Source organism: Chryseobacterium tongliaonense (assembly GCF_041224435.1).
GTDB classification, from domain to species: Bacteria; Bacteroidota; Bacteroidia; order Flavobacteriales; family Weeksellaceae; genus Chryseobacterium; species Chryseobacterium tongliaoense.
In genome coordinates this window covers 63,145-79,109 of the sequence record NZ_JBGFFD010000007.1, presented here as the reverse complement: position 1 = coordinate 79,109, position 15,965 = coordinate 63,145, and the positions used below count along the sequence as shown (strand labels likewise).

Here is a 15,965-nt window from a genome sequence, read left to right as displayed (position 1 = left end):
TAGCCGTAGCATCTCAATAAACGATGTCGGCAGAACTAAACACTAAGTTTTTGGAAAAGAATAACAGCAATCCGGACTTTCTTTATATCGGAGAAAAGCTTCTGGACTGGTACAAAGAAAATGCAAGGGATTTACCTTTCAGACAAACAAAAGACCCCTATAAAATCTGGATCTGTGAGATTGTTTTCCAGCAGACGAGAATCAGTCAGGGATTGAATCATTATAATAATTTCATAAAAAGGTTTCCGAATGTTCAGACTTTGGCAGAAGCTGAAGAAGATGAGGTTTTATTATACTGGAAAGGACTGGGATATTATTCCAGGGCGATCAATATCCACAAAGCTGCACAGCAGATCATGAATGAGTATCATGGTGTTTTCCCTCGTGAATATGAAGAAATCCTAAAACTCAAAGGTATCGGAAAATATACGGCCGCTGCAGTTTCAAGTATCTGTTTTGATGGTAAAATGCCTGCGGTAGACGGTAATTTCTATCGTGTACTAAGCCGTGTTTTCGCTGATGATTTTGATATTTCGAATTCAAGGGCGTTTACGTATTTTTCTGAGCTTGCAGGTCTGGTAATGCCTGAAAATGCAGGAGATTTCAATCAGGCTATGATGGATCTCGGATCTGAGATATGTAAACCGAAGAACCCGCTTTGTGAAGCATGTCCTTTACATGAAAGCTGTCTTGCATTTTCCATGAGCCGGATGTCGGATTTTCCCGTTAAAACCAAAAAAGTTAAGACGGAAGACCTGCATTTTACCTATTATTTCGTTTATCACCAGAACCGGTTTTTAATTCAGCAGCGGAAAGATGATTTCATCTGGAAAAAACTGTTTGAATTTCTACCTTCGATTCCCGAAGAGCTGGAACCGTTTATTAAGAAGACCAAAACAGTTACCCATAAGCTGACACACAAGAATTTAACGATTGAAATTTCCGATGTTGAGGTCACTTCAGAAGATATCTGGAAAGATTTTACAACCCGGAATTCATACCTCATTACCGATGTTAAAGCTTCTCATGAAAAATCATTTCCAAAACCTTTGGAGAATTATATTCAAAACTCATTGAAAGACTGAAATTTGTCTTATAAAATCTGAAATCTAATTTGTACTTTTGCAAAATGATCAAAAAAGTCATTTTTATATTTGCTTCATTGCTTTTAATTTCATGTGGGAAAGATCCTATTCCTAAACCTTACGGAGAACTACGTTTGGAATATCCCGCACCAAAATACCAGAAATTTGAATCTAACTGTGCTTACAGTTTTGAATACTCTGATTTTGCTAAAATCACAGATGCCAAAAGGCCGTGCTGGTATTACCTGAATTATCCGAAAATGAAAGCCAAAATTTTCGTGACCTATTATCCGATCCAGAATGATTTTGCAGCGCATATCCAAGAAGCGGAAAAAATGGTCTATGAGCATACGATTAAAGCCAGTGCCATTGATACCAAATCTTTCGAATACCCTGAAAAAAAGGTATATGGTAATTTCTATGAGCTGAAAGGTCAGGCTGCTTCCAACCTTCAGTTTTACATTACAGACAGCACACGTCATTTCGTGACGGCTTATTTATACTTTAATACAAGACCGAAGCCGGATTCCCTAGCCCCTGCGGTAGATTATATCAAAAAAGATATGAAACACCTGCTGGACACTTTTGAATGGAAAAAATAATTATTTAAAATAGATTGAAAAATATATGAAACTTTTAGTTGTAGGAAGTGTTGCATTCGATGCAATTGAAACACCATTTGGTAAAACAGATAAAATTTTAGGAGGTGCCGCTACTTATATCGGAATTACTTCATCTATTCTGGGCATACATTCAGGAATCGTTTCTGTTGTTGGAGGAGATTTCCCGCAAGAGCATCTTGATATGTTTACCAACAGAAATATAAATATTGAAGGACTTGAAATCGTAAAAGAAGGAAAAACATTTTTCTGGGCAGGAAAATATCATAATGATTTAAATACAAGAGATACTTTAGCTACAGAAGTAAATGTTTTAGAAAATTTCGATCCTAAAATTCCTGATTCTATGCAGGATGCAGAGATTTTACTTTTAGGAAACCTTCACCCGGGCGTTCAGTTGTCCGTTCTTAAAAAAATGAACCAACGTCCTAAACTGGTTATTTTAGATACCATGAACTTCTGGATGGATTCCGCTTTGGATATTTTAATGGATATGATTGCTAAAACAGACGTGATCACTATTAATGATGAAGAAGCAAGACAGCTTTCAGGAGAATATTCTCTGGTAAAAGCAGCTAAAAAGATTCATACGATGGGCCCTGAATATGTTATCATTAAAAAAGGCGAGCACGGATCTTTACTTTTCCATGATAATAAAATATTTGCGATCCCGGCATTACCATTGGAAGATGTTTTTGATCCTACCGGTGCAGGAGATACTTTCGCAGGTGGTTTTGCCGCTTATTTGGCTAAAAAAGGGAAGTTCGATTTTGAAACAATGAAGTCTGCATTAATCGTAGGTTCTGCAATGGCATCATTTACCGTTGAGAAATTCGGAACGGAAAGACTTCTGGAAGTAAAAGAAGCGGATGTATTCAGCAGATTGAGACAATTCAAAGAATTAACGACATTTGATGTTGAACTGCAATAAATACGTCTTTTTAAGAAATATTTATAATAAAAAATTTAGAGTAATTCATTAAGAATTCTAAATTTGCAACTTGTTTAAAATAGTAAAATGATAAATAAACTAAAAACCACTTTTCTCTTTGGAGTTTTTATAATGTTGTTGGCGACAAACAGCATGAATGCTCAGCTAAAACAAGGAGACCTGGTGGATGGTATTGCTGCTGTAATCGGTGATGAAATTGTTCTGGAATCTGATGTGGAAGAACAGATGAACTATGGAAAGCAGCAAGGGGCTTCTAATGTAGATAAATGTGAGTTTTTGGAAAATCTTCTTAATAACAAACTCCTTGTTTACGAAGCTAAAAAAGATACCTTAATTGAAAACCGTTCTGCTGCGATTAAAGAGCAGGCAAATGCTAAATATACCCAGTTACTTTCTCAGTTTCCTGACGAAAAAGCAATGTTAGCCGCTTATAAATTCAGAAATGGATATGAGATGAAGAATGCTATTGAAAAAATAGATACAGATTCATATTACGGGCAGGCGAAATACCAGAGAGTAACAGAAAAAGCAGACGTTACGCCAAACGAGGTGACAGACTTCTACAACCTGTATAAAATGCAGTTACCGGAAATCAAAGACGAGGTTTCCTTGGCTCAGATCATGATGTATCCTAAATTGACAGAAGCTCATAAGGATGAACTGATCAACAAGCTTAAAAAAATCAAACAGGATATCGCCGGCGGTGAAACCTTTGAAAGTCAGGCAAGAATATACTCTGAAGATCCGGGATCAGCATCTAATGGAGGTCTGATGAAAAATATTTCCAAAGGTCAGATGGTGAAGCCGTTTGAGGCTGCAGCCCTGAACCTTCAGGAAGGTGAAATTTCAGAACCTATAGAATCCGAATTTGGATACCATATTATTCAGCTGGTAAAAAGATCAGGAAAAATTTATGATGCGAGACATATTCTTTTAATGGCAACCCCTACAGAAGAAGAGATTAAAACGGCTAAAAGCAAACTTGACAGTATCAGAACACTGATCACAGACGGAAAAATAACATTTAAAGATGCTGCTTTTAAATTTTCGGATGATAAAAGAACCAAATTCAACGGTGGAGTAATTGCCGGATCTGACGGTTCCAACAAGATTGAAAAAGAAAGTATCCCCGGAACAATCAGCTATGAGCTTGCAGGGCTAAATAAAAATGATATCACAACTGCTTTTGATGATGAAGATGAAAGAAAAAGAAAAGTGGTGAAAATTGTGAAAATCGAAGATGTGATTCCTGCCCACCAGATTACCCTGGAAACAGATTACGACAGAATAAAACAAATGGCTCTGAATAAAAAACGGAATGAAATGGTTGAAAAGTTTGTCAACTCTAAACTTCCGACCACATTTATATCGATAGACGGCCGTTACGATTCTTGCCAGTTCAAAGCAACCTGGAAAAAAGAATCTATCAAAAAATAAACTCTAAACCTTCGGAATTTCTGAAGGTTTTTTTTATCCGATATTTCCTGGATTCCATGTTTTTATTACTTTTACAGTATGAGCAATTTTATAGACTTTAATACAGCGAAAAAGCTTCAGGAAATGGAATCAACACAAAATAGAATTACAGAACTTTTTAACATAAAATATCCCGTTATCCAGGCCGGAATGATCTGGCATTCGGGCTGGAGGCTTGCCTCGGCAGTTTCCAATTGCGGTGGATTGGGCTTAATAGGAGCGGGAAGCATGTACCCTGATATATTGAGGGAAAATATTCAGAAATGCAAAGCTGCAACAGATAAGCCGTTTGGAGTGAATGTTCCGATGCTGTACCCGAATCTTGATGAAGTGATACAGATCATTCTGGAAGAAGGAGTGAAGATTGTTTTTACTTCCGCAGGAAATCCTAAAACTTATACCGAAACTTTACAGAAAGAAGGCCTGAAAGTAGCTCACGTTGTTTCCTCTACAAAATTTGCAATGAAATGTGAAGATGCAGGAGTAGATGCCGTAGTTGCCGAAGGTTTTGAAGCAGGTGGCCATAACGGAAGAGATGAAACCACTACTTTCTGTTTAATTCCCAATGTGAAAAAACATATCTCAAAACCGTTGATTGCCGCAGGTGGAATTGCTTTAGGCTCACAAATGAAAGCTGCGATGATTTTGGGAGCAGACGGAGTGCAGATAGGATCACGTTTTGCCGCTACAACAGAAGCCAGCGCCCATGAAAACTGGAAAAAGAAAATTCTGGAACTGAATGAAGGAGATACCCACCTTACCTTAAAAGAACTGGCTCCGGTAAGAATGGTTAAAAATAAGTTCTTTAATGAGCTGGAAGAAATTTACCAGGGCGGAAGAAATACAGAAGCTTTAATCACTTCCTTAGGCAGGGCAAGAGCAAAACGCGGGATGTTTGAAGGTGATATGGAAGAAGGCGAATTGGAAATAGGGCAGGTTTCAGCTTTAATCGATGAAATTCTTCCCGTGGAAACTGTTTTCAAGAATTTATTGAAAGAATTTGAGGAAACCGGAATACCTAATTTTTAATGGAGTGGGATTGAATGCAGAATAAGTTAATTGAAGTAAACGGAAAAAAACTTTATACAGAATACAACAGCCTGTTTAAAAACAGCCCCACAATCATTTTCCTGCATGATTCTCTGGGATGCGTACAGCTCTGGAGAGATCTGCCAGTCAGGATTGCAGAACAAGCCCAATGTAATATTTTGGTTTACGATCGGATCGGCTATGGAAAATCTGATCCGATGCAGACCTATGAGAGGCCAACGAATTATATGGAGCTGGAAGCCGATCTATTAAATGATTTGCTGGTAAAATTAAACATTAATGATGCCATACTTTTCGGGCATAGTGACGGCGGAACCATTGCTTTGATTACAGCAGGCAAATATCCTGAAAGAATAAAAGGTGTGATCTGTGAAGCCGGCCATATTTTTGTGGAGGAAGTGACCTTAAAGGGTGTCTCTGATGCATCTGAAGCTTATAAAACTACCGATTTGTCTAAACGTCTGCAGAAATATCATGGAAATAAAGTTGAAATGTTATTCAAAGCATGGACCGAAACCTGGCTTCGTGAAGACTACAGAAACTGGAATATTGAATACCTTTTGAAGAATATTACCTGTCCGTTATTGTTCATTCAGGGGGAAGCTGATGAATACGGAACATTGGACCAGGTTGAAAAAACCATTAGTCAGGTAAGTGGGATGGCGGAAAAATATATTATTCCCAATGTGGGACATACTCCGCATAAAGAAGTTCCGGATCTGGTTATAAATAAAGCTTTGGAGTTTCTTAGACAGTTTTAATTGTGAAGTTAATTTTCGCAGATTTAACAGATAGCGCAGATTTTTAATTACGGCAATAATCTGTGTAAATCCGTAAAATCCGTGGTAAAAAAATATCAATAGGGCTTAACTACCCCATTAAAAAAGAATTCAATGGCTTCATAACATCTGTGCAAATCTGTGAAACCTGTGGTGAAAAATAATACGTCTCACTAAGAGCAGATTTTAGTCAAAGCTTATAAACTACGGAGTTCATATTCAATATTCAGTTTTGCCTGAACTTCATATTGATCTTTAAAATAGTCCGTTTTAAAGATGTTTTCCAGTTCTGAAAAATGCTGAAGAACTTTTTTTCTTCCGGGTTTATAAAGAAAATCAGGATAAATAGAATATTCTTTTCTGATCTTCCGGGTATAATCGAGATAGGTTTCCAAGTCCTTTCCTAAAATTGAAAGATCGGCATCCAATAAATAATTAGTATCAATATCACCGGACTTTTGATGCATTTTTGTTGCAAGGATCTGTTTACAAACCTGATCCACAGATTCCTGATCGATAGAAAGTTTTTGAAACCTTATTTGAGCAAATTCCGCACTTTTTTCTTCATTTGTTTTTGAAGAAGCATCATAAATCACATCATGATAAAAAATAGCAAAAGAAATATTGCTGAAATCAGAAATAAGGTCTTTTATCGCTTCAATCTCCGAAAACATATTTCCGAGATGTTCCAGGTTGTGATAATATCTCTTTTTTTCTGAATACTTCTGCTCAATTTCCCACCATAAATTGTTGATAAGATCCTGATCGGAAGTAAAAGGAAGGCAACTTTTTCTGAAGGTTTCGTGGAGGTGCATCATGATTTAAAGATATGAAAAAGGGGATTTAAATAAAATCCCCTTAATTATTTTCTTTCCGGAAATCTGGTAAATAGACTCCCGATTTTAATAATTCTTAAAATGTTCCCTGATTAGCTTCTATAGTCGCTTTCAGATCAGCCCAGCCACCGCCGTTATAGCCGTCTGCCAAACCTTGGGAATTAAGGTATTCCAGAGCTTTTCCACTTCTGTTTCCGCTTCTGCAGAAGATCACCACCGGTTTTTCGATAGACAGGATCTCTTCTTTTCTATCCTCAACTTCACCCAAAGGAATGTTTTTTGCTCCTTCTATATTGCCGTCCATTTCCAGCTCCATTGGCTCACGAACATCAATTAACTCGTAATTTCCTGATTTTAATACATCTATTAATGACATAATCTTAAATATTTAATGTTAAAGTTTAAAAAGAATGTATGAAGTATTTTCAGACATCCAAACTATAACAAATTTATAAAATAATCTTAGTTTTGCAATGCGAAATTATGAATTCAACCGCTGAAAAATATTCTCAACTCATAAAATCCAAGGCTGAAAGTTTTGGGTTTCAAAGTTGTGGTATTTCCAAAGCGGAATTTCTGGAAGAAGATGCAAGGCCTCTTGAGAATTGGCTTAAGAATAATTTCAATGGTGAAATGAAATATATGGAAAATCATTTCGATAAGCGGCTTGATCCCAGATTGCTGGTAGAAGGCTCAAAATCGGTGATTTCACTGTCCTATAATTATTTTCCGAAAGAGCAGATCAATACTATCGGAAATTATAAAATCTCGAAATACGCTTATGCAGAAGACTATCATGAAGTAATCAAAGAGATTCTCCATGAAATGGTTGCGGAGCTGCAACAGGAGATCGGTGACTTCGGATTCAGGGTATTCGTAGACTCGGCACCTGTCCTGGAAAGAAGCTGGGCGAGAAAATCAGGAATCGGCTGGGTAGGGAAAAATGCCAACCTTATCACCAAACAAAACGGCTCTTTTTACTTTTTAGCGGAGATTATTTGCGACCTGGAGTTGATTCCCGATAATGAAACCACCAGCCATTGCGGAACCTGCAGAAAATGTATTGATGCCTGTCCCACAGATGCGATTGTATCGGATAAGATCATTGACGGAAGTAAATGCATTTCCTATGCTACGATCGAATTGAAGAACGAGATCCCGGACTATTTTAAAAATAAAATGGAAGATTGGATGTTTGGCTGTGATATCTGTCAGGATGTTTGTCCGTGGAACCGGTTTTCCGCACCCAATCTGCAAAGCAAATTCACTCCTAATGAATTTCTCAAAAACTTCAAAAAAGGAGAATGGAAAGAAATTACCCAGGAATTATTCTCTGAAATATTCAGGAAATCACCCGTAAAAAGAACCAAATTTGCAGGCTTAAAAAGGAATATTAGATTCCTTGAAGATTAATGATCAGTTTTAAAATAGATTTTTTTGTTTTGTGCGGGAGATAAAAATGAAATGAAGAAGAGTAATAATATGAAATTGTTCAAAATGGAGAATAAAATTTTAGGTGAAAATATCTGTCTGGAATTTTTTGATTCCAAAGGTAAAGAGGGTTAATGATCATGCCTTAAATTTATTGATTTAAGGAGATTAAGATTAATGAAAATAAGAAGCTGTTATAAAGCCCTTCCTAAAAACAAAAATTGACTTTCAGGAGATAAAAATCCCACAGAAAATCAACGTCTTTTTTGTACTCTTTTAGGAGCTGTTTTTACTCTTATTTTAAACCTTTTTTGAGATTTAGTGTTTTTACGCATATTTGTGTAATATTTCGTAACTAAATTTAATCATTTTTCCGATTAAAACAAATACTTTTACTAAAAAATATAAATTAAATTTTATTAAAAAACATGACTGTGAAAATGGTATTAATGTACGTCCTGAAAATCATCGGAATCATTATCGGGATTGTTGTTCTTTACGCTGCATTAGGGTATTTTCTGCCTTTTATAGAAGTATCAGGGAAAGATGACGGTGAAAAAAAGGAGATCCCGGTTTATATTTATACCAATGGTGTGCATACGGATATTGTAATGCCTGTGAAGAATGATTTACAGGACTGGAGTGCAAAAATTCCGTTTTCGAATACAAAATCCAAAAGAACGGATTATCAGTATATAGGTGTAGGGTGGGGTGATAAAGGTTTTTATCTGGATACCCCAACCTGGGCAGACCTGAAGTTTTCAACGGCTTTCAAAGCGGCATTCTGGCTCAGTGAATCAGCGATGCACTGTACTTATTACCAGACAATGAAAGAAGGCTCGGACTGCAAAATGATGATGATCAGCAGGACACAGTACAAAAGTCTGATACGGTTTGTAGAAGATAAATTTGATAAAGACCGGAACGGAAATTTTGTTTTGATTCCTACCGATGCTGTGTACAATGATAATGATGCTTTCTATGATGCGAAAGGAAAATACAGTTTCCTGTATACCTGCAATACCTGGGCTAATGATGCATTGAAAGCAGCCGGACAAAAAGCGGCATGGTGGACACCTTCAGATTTTGGGATATTTCAGCATTATAAATAGGTTCTGTAAAAAATAAATAATGATCCACAGACTTTTTCGGGAACAGCAACTGAATTGTGATATAGAAACAGCGTGGAAATTTTTTTCCTCAGCTGATAACCTTTCCGAGATTACCCCGAAGGATATGGGTTTTACTGTATTGACTAAGTTTGAAGATGACAGCATCTTTGAAGGAATGCTTATCGATTATCATATTTCTCCGGTTCTTGGAATCAGGATGAACTGGCAAACGGAGATCACACAGGTGTCATTTCAAAAAAGCTTTACCGATATTCAGAAGAAAGGGCCTTACAAATTATGGAAACACCATCATGAATTCATCGTGAATGATCGGGGAGTGTTGATGAAAGATACGGTAGATTATGAGCTGCCTTTAGGGTTTCTCGGAGAGATTGCCCATCAGGGCAATCTCTCCCTTTTTGTGAAAAAGAAACTGGAATATATCTTCAGGTACAGGAATGAAGTCCTTGAAAAACATTTTAACGGAAAAAGTGATAAAAATTAAATCCCTCAGCAAGAGGGATTTTTTGTTCTAATCAAAGTTTAATTCCATTTTTACATTACAGCGTTCATAAGGTGATTCGGATACAGGAACATGTTTAAAGCCCAGTTTTTCATATAACCTGACAGCCGGAACCAATATGGAATTTGTTTCCAGGAAAATCTGTCCGGCATTTTTTTCCTTTGCCATATCTATCAGGGCTTTCCCTATTAAATATCCGATTTGCTTTCCCTGTGCTTTCGGGCTTACTGCCATTTTTGCAAGCTCATACACTGTAGGAGATTCTTTAGACCGTATCAGGGCACATGTACCTACTGCCTCATCATTAATGAGAGCAAATACAATATGTCCGCCTTTATTGATAATATATTCTTCCGGGTTATTCAATACTTCATAATCTTTCTCTTCCATTTTAAAAAAAGTGGTGATCCATTCTTCATTTAAGTTCTTAAAAGCTTTCTGATATTTCGGATGATAGGTCACTATTTTTACTTCGTCGGCTCTTTCTGTCATTTTTCTATAATTTTGATTCGTTGTTTATATACTGTTTTTAATCATTTTTCCTAACCGTTCCAGATCATTTTCCACACGGTCTGTCCATTCCAGTCCATAATTTAACCGCATACAGTTTCCGTACTGATTATACTGGGAAAACATTCTTCCCGGTGCAAAACTTATTTTTTTACTGAAAGCTTCATCATATAAATTTTCAGTACAGATTCTCTTATCCAGTTCCAGCCATAGCATAAATCCGCCTTTAGGTTCAGAGATTTTGGTGTTGTCCGGGAAATAAGCCGCAACAGATTTTTGAATCTGGAGATAATTTGAATATAATTTCTTCCTGAACATTCTTAAATGGTGATCGTAACGCCCGTGTTCCAGAAAATCCGCAATGACATCTGAATAGAACGAAGGACTGCATACCGTCTGAAGAAGCTTCTGCCGGATAATTTTATCTTTGAACTTCCCCGGTGCCACCCAGCCTACACGGTATCCGGGAGCCAGAGCTTTGGAAACCGATCCCACCCACATCACAAGATCTGCTTCATCGTAAAACTTACAGGGCTTTGGTCTTTCTGTTCCGAAATAAAGGTTACCGTAAATATCATCTTCTATCAGAGGAACATTGTAGTCAGTAATTAACCGTACAAGCTCTTTTTTCTTATCATCAGGCATCTGAAACCCTAAAGGATTGTTGAAATTTGTCACAAAACAACACGCTGAAATTTTAGGTAACTGTTCCTTTAATGCATCAAGGTCCAAACCATAAATAGGATGGGTCGGGATTTCCACTGCCTTTAGCCCGAGCAACTGAATGGCCTGAAGAATTCCAAAATAGACCGGGCTTTCCACCGCTACGGAATCTCCGGGTTTTGTGACCGCCATCAGACAATTATAAATTGCATTCATCGTACCGGATGTGATGACCAGGTCATCTTCAGTGATCTTTCCTTCGAGAACCAGTGACCATTGGGCTATTTCACGGCGCAAATATTCATTTCCCTGCACAGGCTCGTAATTCGTTCCGCTGTCATTTTTGCTTTTTACCACATTGAGCATACTTTTTTTCAGCTTTGCCAAAGGAAGGAAGCTCTTTCCGGGAATTCCCAACGCAAATTGGGTGACGTCCGTATTGGAGATGGTTCCGAAAACTTTGTCGATCAGATCTTCGGGTGTCTTTTTTATCTCAGATTCCTTAAGCTTTACTACTGATGGTAATGCCAGTTTCCGTTGTGAAATCTGGCTGACAAAATATCCGAATTTCGGGCGGGATTCAACCAAAGAACGGCTTTCCAGTTCCATATAGGCTTGTTTGATCGTATTCAGACTTACATTGTGTAATTTCTGGGCACTCCGGAGAGATGGCAGCCGGTCACCGAACTGAAGTGTTTCGCTCTGTATTTGCTCTGTGATTGCTTTTGCTATTTTAAGATATAAGACCTCTTTTTTAGGCATAGAAGATTTTTAGATAAATCGTTGGGAATTATGAATCAGATACGGAATAATTTACATCAAATATTTAACCAATTGATCATTCTGTCGATGCTGCTTTTCAGCTGTTCAGAGTTTCGGTAATTTCCGGAATTATTCTTTTTGAAAAATTTTCGTGCATGGCAGATAAATGCTTCTTTTTCTTCAGGTTTTAAATCCGGTTTGTGATATACTTTAAAATCCGTTTCTCCGGTTTCATTGATGATCAGGCTTGCAAATCCTGTAATATTTTTCTTTTTTTTAATTAAAAGAAAGGGAATACCAAAAATTTCATTCACTCTTTTCAGATTTGATACCTGAAGAAAAATATCTTTTAATGCTGTGATATCTGCAATATAAACTTCAGAGAACTGAAGCTGCTGCTGATGTTGAAGAGTGGTTTCCATACTTGCTTTGCTTTTATATACTGCAAAGTTATAGAGTTCTTAAGTTTGGGTACAGACACAGAAGTGTATATTATTATGGGTACAGATTGAATGGTGTTAATTATTTTAATCTCAATCAGGCTATTTGATAAACTTCTTCTGTTTGTTGAAAAGTTTGTTCCATAAAAAAAGCCCCTTTCGGAGCTTAATCGATATTAATATATGGAATATTATTATGCTAACTGTACATTTACAGCGTTTAGTCCTCTTTCTCCTTTTTGTACATCGAAAACTACTTTATCATTTTCACGGATTGTTTTTGTGTTCAATCCTGAAGAGTGTACAAATATGTCTTTTCCTCCGTCTGCAGGAGAAATGAATCCGAAGCCTTTTGCTTCGTTAAAAAATTTTATTGTGCCTTCTTGCATTATAATTTATTTAAAAAATTGTTGTTGTTATTATTTTACCAATTGGATATTGATTGCAGAAAAACCTTTTACCGATTTTTCTTTTTCAAAAGAAACTTTATTTCCTTTTTTTACAGGCTCAGCACAATTGTTATTATGGAAAAATACATTTTCCTTAGAGTTGTTTTCAGTGATAAAACCATAGCCTTTTTCACTTAAGAATGTAACGATACCTGTTTTGCGTACATCTTCTTCAATGATTGGTGCTGCGCCCAATTGGATGTCTTCCAGGTTAATTTCCTGTCTTTCTTCAGGAGGAGTAGAGGTAAGTCGTCCGAACTCATCTACATAAGTGAACATATCTTCCAACTTTTTTCCTTTGTTATTGTTGGTTTTACGTTCTTCGCGCTTTAACGCTTTTTCTTTTTGTTTTTGAATTTTTTTCTTGAAATTTTCTTTTTTAGAGAAAGAATCTGCCATAAATTATTTTTAGTATTTAGTTATTCTGTATGTAATGCTTTGTTTGTTCTTCAAACGCGGCCTGAAAATGAGATTCTGAATATGATCGTTAAATACATTCAGTCACTGTTTCACTGATATCTTTAATGCACTAAGATGCATTGAAGCGGAAGAATTAAGGTCTTCAATCTTGATGTTTCCATCGGAATCCCGAAATTCGGAATGTCCGGCTCTTTGTAATTTTTCTTTTGAATTCTTTGAAGATGTTTAAAGAAAGGAAACTTAAGTTTGTTACTTCTTTTCTTACATGATTTCTGAATTCCGAAAAAACTTAACTGATTAATGTTTTCCTTTTGAAAAAGAATTGGAGTGAATTTTACTAAATTATTAACTCCATCTGATGTAAACTCTTTACAAAGATACGATTAATTAATTGATTTAGAACTATTTTCCGGAGAATACTTTCCTGTTAAGGTTTATAAGTAAGCATACTTTTAGTTTATTGGATTCCAAATTGACAAAATAAGCAGTAATATTTAGAACTTTAGGATGTTTCTTGATTGGTATTATTAAGAAGAGTAAAGTCACTTAAGAACTGGTTAAGTTCCGTTTCCTTAGGCAATCCCATTTTGGTTTTTATTTTCGTTTTATAAACCCTTGCACTTCCGTCTGTAATGTCTTCAATTATTGAAATTTCTTTTGAAGATAAATTAAGCCTGAAATAGACACAAAGTTTTAATTCCTGTTTAGTTAAAAGAGGATATTGTTAGAGAGTCTTTCTATAAAAAGTTTATTTTCAAAAGAACTTTCATTAAGCAGATCATTATTTTTCTTATCTATTAAAATTAAGTTATTCACTTTTATGAGTAAATTATTTAAGATCTGTTCGGTATTAATATTTTTCCTTGTTTTTATTTTTTTTAGATTTTCTAAAAATGTTTTCTCAGTCTCTATTTTAAGGTGAAGGCTTAACTGTAAATTTTTAACCTGCTCCTTATTGAATTGTAAATTCTTCTCTAAAATCTTTTTGTTTGCTTCCAGAATCAATCTTTGTTTCTCAGCAATCACTTTTTCTTTTTTGTTCCTGTTTCTTACAGATAAACCTAAAATCAAAAATATTAAAGTAAGCAAGAAGATAAAAATGACCAGTCCTATATTTTTTCTCTCTTTATCCCGGATCTCATAATCATATTTCTGATTCACACTTTTAATTATATAATCACTTAAAAGGTCAGACGTTTTATTAAGCTCTTTGTTTATGTCTTCATTATATTTATCATTTAAAAGAACAAGTTTATCAGCAGTTAATTTTAGATTTTGTATATCTGAATTTGCTGCATAGTATTTTAGAAACACTTTTTTGACTTTAATCTTTTCAATAGGATAAAGAAGGTGAGGCTCCAGTTCTTGCAAAAAGCTAATAATTTGTCTTTGCTTTTCTTTTTGCCGGGTAACAGTATATATTTCAAATAAGTCTTCTGCCGCTTCAATTGTATAAATATTGTAATCTTTATTCAGTTTACCAGTCACACCTTTATAAAACTCTAATGCTTCATTCAATAGTTTTTCTGCCATTGAAAAATCCTTTTTCTCAATCAGATATTTGCTCAGCCTTCCTTTAACATAATAGATGAAATCTTTTTCAAGGACTGTTTGAGGATGATAGCTTTTGTTTTCCAAAATATGAATTGCTGTATAACATTCTTTAATCGCCAAATCCAGTTTATTCATTTTTTGATAACATATAGCGAAATTGTTATGCATTGAAGCAATATAAAGTAACTCAGTTTTTTTATTATAATTTTTTAATGCTTTATCATAATAAAGCATGGCATTGGAACAGTCTCCTTTATTTAAGTATAGTTTTCCTTTCATATGATAAAGATGGGGAAGGAAAAATTTCTTTCCTATTTTTTCATCTATAGCAATTGCTTTATTCAGAAGCTCAAACGACATTTTGGTGAGCTAAATTCAAATTGTGACGCCAGGTTAAAATTACAGGCAATGGTTATATATTGATATTTGTCATCGTTTACTTTAAGCATTTCATAATCTAAACGTATTTGCTCAGCCTTTGTTGAGGGTTTTGCATATAAGAACATTTCAGCATATTTACTGCTGAGGAGATAGAGCTTGTCATGGGTTGCTTTATATTTTTTGAGTTCTCTGTCAGAGATGGCTTTTAACTTAGGAGCATTATAATCAACCTGAATTATTTCGTCATTTAAGTGATATAAATAATCATTGCCGTCAACTGATGAAGTTTGTTGGCATGAAAAAAAAATAATAAATAATAAATAACATAGAGTGTTTTTCATATTATGTTTTTGCCACCATTAATTTAACAAAATATTTTATTCCGGTAAGATTATAAAATAAACTTGTAATTGAGTAAGTAAAATTAATGAAAATAATACTTAATGTATTGATTTTTATTATATTGGAGAGTGATTGCCTGGAATTTGTTAATAATATCATAAACTATTATTGACAAATTTTGAATTCAAACCGATATATATAGTATAATTTGAGAATGGAAAAAGAAAAAGGAAGAACTTTTAAAAAAATTCTCCCTTTATTGTACGGTAACCGGAGAGATATCGAAACATTTAATAGAAGATTTAGAAAGAATTTCACAATTATCAGATGTGAAATATTGAATTTACGGTATAAATATTCGTTAAGATTTCATCTATTATAAAATTGAAATATGGCTTATTTACTAAAGTTAGACGAAGTTTTCTAACTGAATTTTTATTCATATTTCTTTTAAATTCCAGACTTAGCAAATGAACAGCGTATACAATTTCTTTCTTATTCATCGAAGCAAAGCTAAAACGAAATGCATTTTGTTCTATATTTATTCCTCTTACTTTTAATCCTTTCATAAACTCTAACT

The 15,965-nt window shown here is 35.1% G+C and carries 18 protein-coding genes; 9 read left to right on the top strand and 9 right to left on the bottom strand.

Going from position 1 to position 15,965, the window contains the following annotated elements:
- The first annotated feature begins 23 nt into the window (after positions 1–23).
- The 6 genes from mutY (at position 24) to AB8P06_RS14900 (ending at position 5,944) form a co-directional block, all read left to right on the top strand.
- Entirely contained in the window at positions 24–1,085 is a 1,062-nt protein-coding gene (gene mutY / locus AB8P06_RS14925) for an A/G-specific adenine glycosylase (protein WP_369842936.1), read from the top strand.
- Between the two features lie 44 nt (positions 1,086–1,129).
- Complete coding sequence (gene gldD, locus AB8P06_RS14920; RefSeq protein WP_369842935.1) at positions 1,130–1,687, top strand: gliding motility lipoprotein GldD; 558 nt, start codon at positions 1,130–1,132, stop codon at positions 1,685–1,687.
- A gap of 25 nt (positions 1,688–1,712) precedes the next feature.
- The gene (locus AB8P06_RS14915; protein WP_369842934.1) at positions 1,713–2,636 is read left to right on the top strand and encodes a PfkB family carbohydrate kinase; all 924 of its coding nucleotides are present in this window, start codon (positions 1,713–1,715) and stop codon (positions 2,634–2,636) included.
- A gap of 87 nt (positions 2,637–2,723) precedes the next feature.
- The gene (locus AB8P06_RS14910) at positions 2,724–4,094 is read left to right on the top strand and encodes a peptidylprolyl isomerase (protein ID WP_369842932.1); all 1,371 of its coding nucleotides are present in this window, start codon (positions 2,724–2,726) and stop codon (positions 4,092–4,094) included.
- A 78-nt stretch (positions 4,095–4,172) separates the two neighbouring features.
- Complete coding sequence (locus tag AB8P06_RS14905; protein WP_369842931.1) at positions 4,173–5,162, top strand: NAD(P)H-dependent flavin oxidoreductase; 990 nt, start codon at positions 4,173–4,175, stop codon at positions 5,160–5,162.
- A 14-nt stretch (positions 5,163–5,176) separates the two neighbouring features.
- Positions 5,177–5,944 carry an alpha/beta fold hydrolase gene (locus AB8P06_RS14900; RefSeq protein WP_369842930.1) on the top strand — a complete coding sequence of 256 codons (768 nt, stop codon included), beginning with the start codon at positions 5,177–5,179 and terminating at the stop codon, positions 5,942–5,944.
- 215 nt (positions 5,945–6,159) lie between these two features.
- Here AB8P06_RS14900 and AB8P06_RS14895 read toward each other — a convergent pair whose 3' ends face one another.
- Complete coding sequence (locus tag AB8P06_RS14895) at positions 6,160–6,780, bottom strand: HD domain-containing protein (RefSeq protein ID WP_369842929.1); 621 nt, start codon at positions 6,778–6,780, stop codon at positions 6,160–6,162.
- Positions 6,781–6,874: 94 nt separating this feature from the next.
- Positions 6,875–7,174 (bottom strand): rhodanese-like domain-containing protein, encoded by a 300-nt coding sequence (locus tag AB8P06_RS14890; RefSeq protein ID WP_369842928.1) that lies wholly within the window; start codon positions 7,172–7,174, stop codon positions 6,875–6,877.
- 107 nt (positions 7,175–7,281) lie between these two features.
- On the opposite strand from AB8P06_RS14890, the gene queG reads away from it, so the two are divergent.
- The 3 genes from queG (at position 7,282) to AB8P06_RS14875 (ending at position 9,846) form a co-directional block, all read left to right on the top strand.
- Positions 7,282–8,211, top strand: a complete 930-nt coding sequence (gene queG, locus AB8P06_RS14885; RefSeq protein ID WP_369842926.1) for a tRNA epoxyqueuosine(34) reductase QueG — start codon at positions 7,282–7,284, stop codon at positions 8,209–8,211.
- A gap of 446 nt (positions 8,212–8,657) precedes the next feature.
- The gene (locus tag AB8P06_RS14880; RefSeq protein WP_369842925.1) at positions 8,658–9,341 is read left to right on the top strand and encodes a TIGR02117 family protein; all 684 of its coding nucleotides are present in this window, start codon (positions 8,658–8,660) and stop codon (positions 9,339–9,341) included.
- Positions 9,342–9,360: 19 nt separating this feature from the next.
- Positions 9,361–9,846 carry an SRPBCC family protein gene (locus tag AB8P06_RS14875; RefSeq protein WP_369842924.1) on the top strand — a complete coding sequence of 162 codons (486 nt, stop codon included), beginning with the start codon at positions 9,361–9,363 and terminating at the stop codon, positions 9,844–9,846.
- Between the two features lie 27 nt (positions 9,847–9,873).
- On the opposite strand, the gene AB8P06_RS14870 is transcribed toward AB8P06_RS14875, so the two are convergent.
- The 7 genes from AB8P06_RS14870 to AB8P06_RS14840 all read right to left on the bottom strand — a co-directional run bounded on the left by AB8P06_RS14870 (position 9,874) and on the right by AB8P06_RS14840 (position 15,384).
- Positions 9,874–10,356: a GNAT family N-acetyltransferase gene (locus tag AB8P06_RS14870; protein ID WP_369842922.1), complete on the bottom strand. Its 483-nt coding sequence runs from the start codon at positions 10,354–10,356 to the stop codon at positions 9,874–9,876.
- Between the two features lie 24 nt (positions 10,357–10,380).
- On the bottom strand, positions 10,381–11,799 hold the full coding sequence (locus AB8P06_RS14865) for an aminotransferase-like domain-containing protein (RefSeq protein ID WP_369842920.1): 1,419 nt from the start codon (positions 11,797–11,799) through the stop codon (positions 10,381–10,383).
- A 56-nt stretch (positions 11,800–11,855) separates the two neighbouring features.
- Positions 11,856–12,221, bottom strand: a complete 366-nt coding sequence (locus AB8P06_RS14860) for a hypothetical protein (RefSeq protein WP_369842918.1) — start codon at positions 12,219–12,221, stop codon at positions 11,856–11,858.
- A gap of 212 nt (positions 12,222–12,433) precedes the next feature.
- Positions 12,434–12,628, bottom strand: coding sequence for a cold-shock protein (locus tag AB8P06_RS14855; protein ID WP_369842916.1), 195 nt, complete (start codon positions 12,626–12,628; stop codon positions 12,434–12,436).
- Positions 12,629–12,658: 30 nt separating this feature from the next.
- Positions 12,659–13,087 carry a cold shock domain-containing protein gene (locus tag AB8P06_RS14850; RefSeq protein ID WP_007841612.1) on the bottom strand — a complete coding sequence of 143 codons (429 nt, stop codon included), beginning with the start codon at positions 13,085–13,087 and terminating at the stop codon, positions 12,659–12,661.
- Between the two features lie 729 nt (positions 13,088–13,816).
- On the bottom strand, positions 13,817–15,022 hold the full coding sequence (locus tag AB8P06_RS14845; protein WP_369842914.1) for a tetratricopeptide repeat protein: 1,206 nt from the start codon (positions 15,020–15,022) through the stop codon (positions 13,817–13,819).
- On the bottom strand, positions 15,004–15,384 hold the full coding sequence (locus tag AB8P06_RS14840; protein WP_369842912.1) for a hypothetical protein: 381 nt from the start codon (positions 15,382–15,384) through the stop codon (positions 15,004–15,006). The genes AB8P06_RS14845 and AB8P06_RS14840 overlap by 19 nt, the downstream gene beginning before the upstream one ends.
- Positions 15,385–15,965: the final 581 nt, after the last annotated feature.

Excerpts from the sequence above, each read along its gene's own strand:
- gldD (WP_369842935.1), top strand. The coding sequence starts at position 1,130 with ATGATCAAAAAAGTCATTTTTATATTTGCTTCATTGCTTTTAATTTCA.
- AB8P06_RS14875 (WP_369842924.1), top strand. The coding sequence starts at position 9,361 with ATGATCCACAGACTTTTTCGGGAACAGCAACTGAATTGTGATATAGAA.
- AB8P06_RS14850 (WP_007841612.1), bottom strand. The coding sequence starts at position 13,087 with ATGGCAGATTCTTTCTCTAAAAAAGAAAATTTCAAGAAAAAAATTCAA.
- AB8P06_RS14915 (WP_369842934.1), top strand. The coding sequence starts at position 1,713 with ATGAAACTTTTAGTTGTAGGAAGTGTTGCATTCGATGCAATTGAAACA.
- AB8P06_RS14905 (WP_369842931.1), top strand. The coding sequence starts at position 4,173 with ATGAGCAATTTTATAGACTTTAATACAGCGAAAAAGCTTCAGGAAATG.
- AB8P06_RS14870 (WP_369842922.1), bottom strand. The coding sequence starts at position 10,356 with ATGACAGAAAGAGCCGACGAAGTAAAAATAGTGACCTATCATCCGAAA.
- mutY (WP_369842936.1), top strand. The coding sequence starts at position 24 with ATGTCGGCAGAACTAAACACTAAGTTTTTGGAAAAGAATAACAGCAAT.
- AB8P06_RS14880 (WP_369842925.1), top strand. The coding sequence starts at position 8,658 with ATGACTGTGAAAATGGTATTAATGTACGTCCTGAAAATCATCGGAATC.
- queG (WP_369842926.1), top strand. The coding sequence starts at position 7,282 with ATGAATTCAACCGCTGAAAAATATTCTCAACTCATAAAATCCAAGGCT.
- AB8P06_RS14890 (WP_369842928.1), bottom strand. The coding sequence starts at position 7,174 with ATGTCATTAATAGATGTATTAAAATCAGGAAATTACGAGTTAATTGAT.
- AB8P06_RS14840 (WP_369842912.1), bottom strand. The coding sequence starts at position 15,384 with ATGAAAAACACTCTATGTTATTTATTATTTATTATTTTTTTTTCATGC.
- AB8P06_RS14855 (WP_369842916.1), bottom strand. The coding sequence starts at position 12,628 with ATGCAAGAAGGCACAATAAAATTTTTTAACGAAGCAAAAGGCTTCGGA.
- AB8P06_RS14910 (WP_369842932.1), top strand. The coding sequence starts at position 2,724 with ATGATAAATAAACTAAAAACCACTTTTCTCTTTGGAGTTTTTATAATG.
- AB8P06_RS14860 (WP_369842918.1), bottom strand. The coding sequence starts at position 12,221 with ATGGAAACCACTCTTCAACATCAGCAGCAGCTTCAGTTCTCTGAAGTT.
- AB8P06_RS14845 (WP_369842914.1), bottom strand. The coding sequence starts at position 15,022 with ATGTCGTTTGAGCTTCTGAATAAAGCAATTGCTATAGATGAAAAAATA.
- AB8P06_RS14900 (WP_369842930.1), top strand. The coding sequence starts at position 5,177 with ATGCAGAATAAGTTAATTGAAGTAAACGGAAAAAAACTTTATACAGAA.
- AB8P06_RS14895 (WP_369842929.1), bottom strand. The coding sequence starts at position 6,780 with ATGATGCACCTCCACGAAACCTTCAGAAAAAGTTGCCTTCCTTTTACT.
- AB8P06_RS14865 (WP_369842920.1), bottom strand. The coding sequence starts at position 11,799 with ATGCCTAAAAAAGAGGTCTTATATCTTAAAATAGCAAAAGCAATCACA.